This is a genomic window from Streptomyces sp. NPDC034670, from assembly GCF_055574875.1.
This window is the reverse complement of the sequence record NZ_JBVITR010000030.1, coordinates 7,523-16,585: the sequence shown is the minus strand read 5'-3', so window position 1 is coordinate 16,585 and position 9,063 is coordinate 7,523. Positions and strand designations below refer to the sequence as shown.

General features: G+C 73.2%; 5 protein-coding genes. 1 reads left to right on the top strand and 4 read right to left on the bottom strand.

Annotated elements, in window-relative coordinates:
* Nucleotides 1-147: 147 nt before the first annotated feature.
* The 3 genes from ACZ56B_RS20080 to ACZ56B_RS20070 form a co-directional block, all read right to left on the bottom strand.
* On the bottom strand, nucleotides 148-543 hold the full coding sequence (locus tag ACZ56B_RS20080; RefSeq protein WP_468791905.1) for an STAS domain-containing protein: 396 nt from the start codon (nucleotides 541-543) through the stop codon (nucleotides 148-150).
* A 289-nt stretch (nucleotides 544-832) separates the two neighbouring features.
* Complete coding sequence (locus tag ACZ56B_RS20075; protein WP_468791902.1) at nucleotides 833-3,361, bottom strand: SpoIIE family protein phosphatase; 2,529 nt, start codon at nucleotides 3,359-3,361, stop codon at nucleotides 833-835.
* Between the two features lie 106 nt (nucleotides 3,362-3,467).
* On the bottom strand, nucleotides 3,468-7,466 hold the full coding sequence (locus ACZ56B_RS20070; protein WP_468791899.1) for a HAMP domain-containing protein: 3,999 nt from the start codon (nucleotides 7,464-7,466) through the stop codon (nucleotides 3,468-3,470).
* 480 nt (nucleotides 7,467-7,946) lie between these two features.
* On the opposite strand from ACZ56B_RS20070, the gene ACZ56B_RS20065 reads away from it, so the two are divergent.
* Nucleotides 7,947-8,318: a PRC-barrel domain-containing protein gene (locus tag ACZ56B_RS20065; RefSeq protein WP_468791896.1), complete on the top strand. Its 372-nt coding sequence runs from the start codon at nucleotides 7,947-7,949 to the stop codon at nucleotides 8,316-8,318.
* 77 nt (nucleotides 8,319-8,395) lie between these two features.
* On the opposite strand, the gene ACZ56B_RS20060 is transcribed toward ACZ56B_RS20065, so the two are convergent.
* Nucleotides 8,396-8,830 carry an ATP-binding protein gene (locus ACZ56B_RS20060; protein WP_468791893.1) on the bottom strand — a complete coding sequence of 145 codons (435 nt, stop codon included), beginning with the start codon at nucleotides 8,828-8,830 and terminating at the stop codon, nucleotides 8,396-8,398.
* Between the last annotated feature and the right edge of the window lie 233 nt (nucleotides 8,831-9,063).

Here is a 9,063-nt window from a genome sequence, read left to right as displayed (position 1 = left end):
CCCATCTTTCCCTCCCCCCTCCCCCGCCCCGTTCGTTTTTGTGGGGGGGGGATCCAAACGACGCGGGGGGGGGGGGGGGGTGCCCCCCCCCCCCCCCCCCCCCCCCGGCCCGGCACGGGGACGTGGGGGTCCTTCCGCGGGTGCCGTTCAGCTCCCGGGCTCCTCCCGCGGCTCCTGCGGCAGCCGGTCGACGCGCTCCAGCGCCTCGTCGGTGCTCTCGGAGACCGGGACCGTGATGCTCACGCCGGTCAGGTCCAGGATGCGGCGCACCGCGGGCGTGGGGGAGATGATGTGCACGCTTCCCGGCAGCTCACGGGCCTCCTGGTAGACCCGGAGGATGATGTTCATGCCGGAGGAGTCCATGAAGGGGACCGCGGACAGGTCGAGCAGGAAGTGCCGCCGGCCGTGGTGGAGCTGGTTCGCCAGGTGATGCTGGAACTCGGTCGCGGTGTCGACGTCCAAGTACCCCTCCACCGTGAGCAGGGCGACATCCTCCCGGGGAAGGGTCACTTCGACGGACAGGGGGTTCTGGGCAATGGGCACGAGTACCTCCAACAAATGACGGCCAGGGCTGGTTACCCCTGCGGGGACGTCGACGCACGCCGGTGTCCGGGCGCGCGGGGGCGGTCACGCCCTCACGGGCGCCGGCCTGTGAGGACGCCTCCCTGACGGGAACCGGCGGCGCGGCCCGCCGCCGGTTCCCCTCACGTGCTCCCTCACCCGCCGGGCACCCCCACGCCTGTCGGTCGACTCCCACCGCGCAGCCGCGCGTACCCCCGAATCGCCGTCCCATGCCCCGGTCCGCGGCCGCCGGTGCCGATCGTGCCGCGTCTCACCCGACCCGGATGCCCACGATGCAGGTGTCGTCGTCCGTGTCCGACCTGCTGTAGGTGAGCAGCCGGTCCAGCCGCTGGTCGAGGCTGCCCGGGACCTTGGCGGCGGTGGTGAGCAGGTGCGCCATGGACTCCTCGACGGAGCGGTCCCGCCGTTCGATCAGGCCGTCCGTGTACATCAGCAGGTTGTCCTCCGCGGCCAGCTGGACCTCCGCCTCCTCGTACACCGCCTCGGGCACGGCCCCGAGCAGCATCCCGCTCACCAGCGGCAGGGGAGCGGCCTCGTCGCCCCGCACCAGCACCGGCGGCAGGTGGCCCGCCCTGGCCCACCTCAGCGTGCGCGAGGCCGGGTCGTACAGGCCGCAGACCGCGGTGGCGGTGACCGCGCCCGTCAGGTGGTGCGCCACGATGTTCAGCCAGGACAGCAGCTGCCCGGGGCCCGCACCGGTGACGGCCAGGCCGCGCAGCGCGTTGCGCAGGACGACCATGCTGGTCGCCGCCTCGATGCCGTGGCCGGCGACGTCGCCCACGCACAGCAGCACCAGCCGGGACGGCAGCACCACGGCGTCGTACCAGTCGCCGCCCACCAACTGCTCGGTCTCCGCGGGCCGGTAGCGGACGGCCACGTCGAGACCGGGCACCTGCAGCGGCGCCTGGGTCGGCGGCATGATGGCGTGCTGCAGCTGCAGCGCCAGCCGGTCGCGTTCGCTGGCGTGCTGCTCGGTGTGGGCGAGCTGGTCGCGGGTGGCCGCCAGCGCCACCTCCGTCCAGTGCTGCGCCGAGATGTCCTGGTAGGCGCCGCGGACGGTGAGCGGCCGGCCGTCGGTGTCCAGGACCGGTTCGGCGACGACCCGGATGTGCCGGGTCACCCCCTCGGGACGCTGCAGCCGGAAGGCGGCCGAGGCGGGGCGCCGGTGGTGCAGCAGCGTGCGCAGGAACCGGCGCAGGGCGCCGGCGTCGTCCGGGTGGGCGTGCGCGGGCAGGTCCTCCAGCGGCACGGGCGAACTCGACTGGGGGCGTCCGTACAGGTCGAACAGCTGCCCGTTCCAGGTGATCTCCCCGGTGAGCAGGTTCTCCTCGAAACCGCCGATCCGGCCGAGCCGCTGGGCGTGCTGGAGCAGGCTCGCCAGCCGGGCCGTCTCGTCCTCGATGCGCCAGATGAGCAGGATGCCGGAGCCGTGCCGGCTGACGCTGATGTCCGCGACCGCCGACAGCGGCACCTGGCCGACCAGCGCGGTCAGGTTCATGCGCTCGGCCCGGAACGGCTCCCCCGTGGCGTACACCCGCTCGATCCGCTGGAACAGCTCGCTGTCCCCGGCGGCCATCGGGTAGGCCTCCAGCAGGAGGGTTCCGCTGACCATGGCGCGCGGCCGGCCCGCCGGGTCCAGGAAACGGCTGTTGACGTGCTGGATGCGGAAGTCCAGCAGGTTCCCGGAGGCGTCCAGGTGCGGCAGCAGGACCAGCGCCGGGTCGTGCAGCCCGTCGGCCAGGTCCATCAGCTCCGCGGCGTCCGGCAGCATCCGCGGCCGGTGGGGCGGTCCGCTCGGCGCCGTGTACGTCTCCAGGGTGTGGGCGCACAGCTCGGCCAGGGCCTCCACCTGGCGGACGATCTGCGGCGGCTGCTCGGGCAGCGGCGCCGGCCAGACGATCTCCAGCACGCCGTGCACCCGCCCCCCGGTACCGGCGGGCAGGGCGGCCCTGCCCCCGTCCGGGTGCTGGTGCCGGCCGACGCTGGGCAGCCCCGTGTCGGCCAGCGACGTGATCCACAGGCCGTCGCGTTCCAGAAGTCCGCGACGGGCGACCGTCGCCACGTCCGGCGGGACGTAGCACCAGCGCGCCGCCTCGGCCGGGGAGAACCCGGCGCTGCCCGCCAGCGTGAGCGACCCGTCGGGACCCGCCGCCCAGATGGCCACCGCCGTCGCGCCGAGCGGGCGCAGCGCCTGCTCGAGCAGCGACTCCGCGACCGCCTGGGTGTCGTCCGCCGCCAGCGCGCCGCTCTCGGCCGCGCGCAGCCGCACGGCGGCGGCCTCGGCCTGCGCGTCCTCGGCGGCCCGGGTGGCGGCCAGGAAGGCGTCCGTCACCTCGGACATCCGGTCCCGGGCGGCCTGGTTGATGACCTCGACCGCGAACTCCAGCGGGGTCGTCCCGGCCTGCTCGGTCAGCTCGGCGAGCTGGCGGGCGGCCTGCGACGGACCGCACCCCAGGCGTTCGACGAGGATGCCCTTGGCGAGTTCGATCAGGGCGCGCCCCTCGGCCTCGGCCTGCGCGGCGCGCACCTCGCGGCTGAGGCGGTCCACGGTGGCCGCGAGCCGGCCCACGGGCGAGTCGGCGGACACGCCGGCGGGCCCGGCCGGCGGGAGGTCCGCGGGGGAGGCGGAAGGGGCGGCGGGAACGGAAGGGGCGCCGGGGACGGAAGGAACGGAGGCGGTCCCGGCCGGCGGCACCGGCGCGCCGGCGGGTGCGGGACGGCCGGGTCCGAGCCGCGGTTCACCGCGCTGCTGGTCGCGCGGGTGCTCGCTGGTGCTCACGGTGTGGATGCTCCTCGGCTGCGGGGCCCTGGGGCGTGGAAGGGGAGGCGCGGCGGGGCGCCCGTCCCGCCGGTGTCCGGGACGGGGCGCGCGGTCGTCGCGCGGCTCATGCCGGCAGCCAGCGCCGGACGCAGGCGATCAGGTCCTGGGTGTCGACCGGCTTGGTGACGTAGTCGCTGGCTCCCGAGGCGAGGCTCTTCTCCCGGTCCCCGGGCATCGCCTTGGCGGTGACCGCGATGATGGGCAGCTCGGCGTACTGCGGCATGGTGCGGATCTCGGCGGTGGCGGCGTATCCGTCCAGCTCGGGCATCATCACGTCCATCAGCACCAGTGCCACGTCCGGGTTGTTCACGAGCTGCTCGATGCCCTTGCGGCCGTTCTCCGCGTGCAGCACCCGGAAGCCGTGCAGCTCCAGGATCCCGCTGAGCGCGAAGAGGTTGCGCGCGTCGTCGTCCACGACCAGGATCGTGCGGCCGGAGAACGAACCGTCCACGACGGTCTGCGGGGCCGGCCGCTGCGCCTCGTCCGGGCGCACCAGGGAGAGCACGTCGCCGGGTTCCTCGGCGGAGAGGTGCAGGGCGATGCGCTCGCGCAGTTCGTCGAGGCTGGACAGGAACTCCAGCGCCGTGCCCTCGGCACGGGACCGCAGGGCCTCCTCCACCTCCGCGTCGGCCCGGTGGCCGCTGTGCACCAGCACCGGCACGCTCGCCAGGGCGGAGTCGCCCCGCAGCGCGTCCAGGAAGCGGGTGACCTCCTCCTCGGCCATGCCGAGCTCCAGCACCACGCAGTGGCACGGCTCGGCGGCCAGCGCACCGGCGGCCTCCTGGGCGCCGACGGTGGTGATGATGTCGACCGAGGGCCGCGAGCCGCTGTCGCCCCGGCCGTGCGCGACGTCCTGGACGACGCTCTCCGCGACCAGGGTCAGCAGGCCCCGGGGACGCTCCTCCACGACGAGCAGCCGCCGGGAGCGGCGTCCCGACCCGGTCCCCGCCTCGATCGCCGGCCGCTGCCGGGACGGTGCGTCGGAGGCGGCCTCGGCCGGGCCCCGGTCCGCGGCGGGACGCAGCAGCGTCTCGAAGTCCGGCCGGGTCACGGGCAGGAACAGCGTGAAGGTGCTGCCCTGGCCCGCGACGCTGTCCACCGTGACCGCCCCGCCGAGCAGGTGCGCGATCTCCCGGGTGATGGACAGGCCGAGCCCGGTGCCCCCGTACTTGCGGCTGGTCGTGCCGTCCGCCTGCTGGAAGGCGCCGAAGATCGACTCCAGGTGCTGCTCCGGGATGCCGATGCCGGTGTCCTTCACCCGGAAGGCCACCACGGACCCGCCCCGCACCACGTCGCCGGGCACCTCGTCGTCCGCCGCGGGCTCGATCCGCAGCTCCACCCCGCCCCGCTCGGTGAACTTGACCGCGTTGGACAGCAGGTTGCGCAGCACCTGCCGCAGCCGGGAGTCGTCGGTGAGCAGGTCGGCCGGCGCGCCCGGGGCCGTCGTCACGGTGAAGTCCAGGCTCTTCTGCATCGTCATGGGCCGGAAGGTGGCCTCGACGTACTCGATGAGCTGGCGCAGCGTCACCCGTTCGGGGCTGACGTCCATCTTCCCGGCCTCGACCTTGGACAGGTCGAGGATGTCGTTGATCAGCTGCAGCAGGTCCGAGCCCGCGGAGTGGATGATCTGCGCGTACTCGACCTGCTTCGGGCTGAGGTTGCGCGAGGGGTTCTGGGCGAGCAGCTGGGCCAGGATCAGCAGGCTGTTCAGCGGGGTGCGCAGCTCGTGGCTCATGTTCGCCAGGAACTCCGACTTGTACTTCGAGGCCAGTGACAGCTGCTGGGCCCGGGCCTCGAGCTCCTGCCGGGCCTGCTCGATCTGGAGGTTCTTCGCCTCGATGTCCCGGTTCTGCGTCGCCAGCAGTGCGGCCTTCTCCTCCAGCTCGGCGTTGGAGTGCTGGAGTTCCTCCTGCTGGGACTGCAACTCCGCCGAGCGCTCCTGGAGTTCGGCGGTCAGCCGCTGCGACTCGGCCAGCAGCTCGTCGGTGCGGGCGTTGGCCACGATGGTGTTGAGGTTGACGCCGAGGGTCTCCATCAGCTGGGCCAGGAAGTCGTGGTGGATCTGGGTGAACGGGGTCACCGACGCCAGCTCGATGACGCCGAGCACCTGGCCCTCGACCACGATGGGCAGCAGCACCAGCGCGGTCGGCACCACCTGGCCGAGCCCGGAGGAGATGGTGACGTAGTCCGGCGGCAGCTCGTCCACCGTGATGGTGCGGCGGCTGCGGGCGGCCTGGCCGACCAGGGTGCGGCCGAAGGGGATCCGGGTGGGCCGGGCGTCGTCGTCGGGGTAGCCGTAGGAGCCGACGAGGCGCAGCTCGGGGCCGCTCTCGCCGTCCTCCGCGAGGTAGAAGGCGCCGTACTGGGCCGACACCAGCGGCACCAGCTCGTCCATGATCAGCTCGGCGACCACGGGCAGGTCGCGGTGTCCCTGCATCAGACCGGAGACCCGGGCGAGGTTGCTCTTGAGCCAGTCCTGCTCCTGGTTGGCCCGGGTGGTCTCGCGCAGGGACTCCACCATCGAGTTGATGTTGTCCTTGAGCTCGGCGACCTCGCCGGAGGCCTCCACCGTGATCGAGCGCGTCAGATCGCCCTCGGCGACGGCGCTCGCGACCTCGGCGATCGCCCGCACCTGCCGGGTGAGGTTCCCGGCCAGCTCGTTGACGTTCTCCGTCAGCCGCTTCCAGGTGCCGGAGACGCCCTCCACCTCGGCCTGTCCGCCGAGGCGGCCCTCGGTGCCGACCTCGCGGGCGACGCGGGTGACCTCGTCGGCGAAGGCGGAGAGCTGGTCGACCATCGTGTTGATGGTCGTCTTCAGCTCCAGGATCTCGCCGCGCGCGTCGACGTCGATCTTCTTCGACAGGTCGCCCCGGGCCACCGCGGTCGTCACCAGCGCGATGTTGCGCACCTGGCCGGTGAGGTTGTTGGCCATGGAGTTGACGTTGTCGGTGAGGTCCTTCCAGGTGCCGGCGACGTTCGGCACGCGCGCCTGTCCGCCGAGGCGGCCCTCGGTGCCGACCTCGCGGGCGACGCGGGTGACCTCGTCGGCGAAGGCCGAGAGCGTGTCGACCATGGTGTTGATGACGTCGGCCAGCGCGGCGACCTCGCCCGCGGCCTCGACCCTGATCCGCTGCGACAGGTCGCCCCGGCCCACGGCGGAGGCGACCTGGGCGATGGAGCGGACCTGGCCGGTCAGGTTGGACGCCATCACGTTGACGTTGTCGGTGAGGTCCTTCCAGGTGCCGGAGACGCCCCGCACCTGGGCCTGTCCGCCGAGGCGGCCCTCGGTGCCGACCTCGCGGGCGACGCGGGTGACCTCGTCGGCGAAGGCGGAGAGCTGGTCGACCATCGTGTTGATGGTGTTCTTGAGTTCGAGGATCTCGCCGCGGGCGTCGACGGTGATCTTCTGCGACAGGTCGCCCTTGGCGACCGCGGTCGCCACCAGCGCGATGTTGCGCACCTGGCCGGTCAGATTGCCGGCCATGAAGTTCACCGAGTCGGTGAGGTCGCGCCAGGTCCCCTTCACGCCCTGCACGTCGGCCTGTCCGCCGAGGCGGCCCTCGGTGCCGACCTCGCGGGCGACGCGGGTGACCTCGTCGGCGAAGGCGGAGAGCTGGTCGACCATCGTGTTGATGGTGTTCTTGAGTTCGAGGATCTCGCCGCGGGCGTCGACGGTGATCTTCTGCGACAGGTCGCCCTTGGCGACCGCCGTCGTCACCTGGGCGACGTTGCGGACCTGCGCCGTGAGGTTGCCCGCCATGGCGTTCACCGAGTCCGTCAGGTCGGCCCAGGTGCCCGAGACGCCGGGGACCTGGGCCTGCCCGCCCAGCGCCCCTTCGGTGCCGACCTCCCGGGCGACGCGCGTCACCTCGGAGGTGAACACCGACAGCTGGTCCACCATGCCGTTGAAGACCTTGACGATGTCCCCCATGAGGCCGTCCGCGTCGTCCGGCAGCCGCGTGCCGAAGTCCCCGTCCCTCACGGCCGTCAGCCCCGCCAGGAGCTGCTTCAGTTCCTGGTCCCCGGGCACCGAGTCGGTCCCCTCGGCGCTCTTGCCGGTCATGCGCACCCTCGTTCCGCTCCCCAGGAGCTCTCGGCACCGAGAACTCGAAACCCCTCCGAGCCGTCTCAGGCCCGTCCCGTAAGTGCCGCGTTTCCGCTGTTCACGGATCTGCGTGATGAGAAATACGCCGAAGGCTAACCCAGTTGCCGGGCAGCTAACAAAGCGCGCCGACCGCCCCCGGGGCGCGGCCGGCGAAAGTCGCGGGGGGCGTGCATACCCCGGTTCCGGCGGGGTACTCGATCTGGTTTCGGCCGGAAGCCTTCCGCCGGCTCCGGCCGGGAGGGGGCGGCTCCCCGCGGGGGAGGGGCGCGGCCGGGGGAGGGGCGCGGCGACGCGGGGCCCTCGGCGTGCGGTTTTGGGTCCGCGCCCTCCGAATGCGCCCACGCCTGCCGGGTATTTGCTGGGTGGGGCCGGGCGGCCGTCCACAGGACCCGCCGTCCGTCCAGGGGAGCAGTTCTCACCGGGGAGGCAAGGAGCAGCGTGCCCATCGACAGCATCTGGTCGTACGCCACGGACCTGAGCACCGCTCAGGGGCAGGACCTGACGGGCTACACCGTCGTCGCGAACGACGGCACCATCGGCCACGTGGACCGGCAGGCGGACCACCACGGCATGCGGCACCTCGTCGTCGACACCGGCGTCTGGGTGTTCGGCCGCAGCGTCCTCGTGCCGGTCGGCGTCGTCACGGGCGTCGACGTCAAGGAGCGCAGGATAACGGTGTCGTGCAGCAGAGCCGAGGTGAAGGCCGCGCCCCGGTTCCGGACCGACAGCGAGACCATGGACCCCGAGTACCTCGGCAGGGTCGGTGATTACTATCACCGCCTGCCCCCGCGCGAGGCCCCGGCGGGGTGAGCGCGGGACCGGCAGCAGCGAGCGGGTGAGCCGGGAGCGGCGGCGCACGGCCGTGGTGCCGCGCGCCGTCCGCGGGGTCACCAGGGCAGGAAGACGTGGATGTCCTTGCCGTGGTCGTCGCTGACGACGCTGACCTGGTCGCACAGCGTGTGGATCAGGTGCCAGCCGATGCCGCCCCCGCCGCGGCTCGGGTGGAAGGGCCGCGGGGCCGGCTCGGTGGGGCTCGTGTCGTGCATCACCACGTGCACGCCGTCGAACGTCCTGCGCAGGCGCAGCTGGAAGGGTCCCGGCGCGTACTGGACCGCGTTGGCGGCCAGTTCCGTGACGACCAGGAGTATGTCGTCCCAGTGTTCCGGAGCCGACGGCGTCGACACGCGGGCCAGGTCGAAGAGGAACTCCTCCGTGACCAGGCGTGCGTCCGTGACGTCGTGCAGCTCCCCGGGGAAGCTGGCGACGCGGCTCGTGATCTCCTCGGCAGCCAGTGTCCTGTCCCAACGCGGCTCGGTTGCCATCATGCCTTCCAGGCCCCGACGTCACGGGGCGGTCGTCGATTTCCGTCTACCGTCTGTGGGTTCCCGCGCCGGCGGAGCCTACGCGCCCGCATGCCCGAGAGCCGTCGGTGACAAACCCGACCCCGGGCCGGGGGGGGGGGGGGGGGGGGGGGGGGGGGCGGGGGGGGGGGGGGTGGGGGGGGGGGGGGGGGGGGGGGGGGGGGGGGGGGGGGGGGGGGGGGGGGGGGGGGGGC

What these genes read in the sequence shown, in the direction of transcription:
- ACZ56B_RS20070 (WP_468791899.1), bottom strand. Translation starts at nt 7,466, where the DNA reads ATGACCGGCAAGAGCGCCGAGGGGACCGACTCGGTGCCCGGGGACCAG.
- ACZ56B_RS20060 (WP_468791893.1), bottom strand. Translation starts at nt 8,830, where the DNA reads ATGGCAACCGAGCCGCGTTGGGACAGGACACTGGCTGCCGAGGAGATC.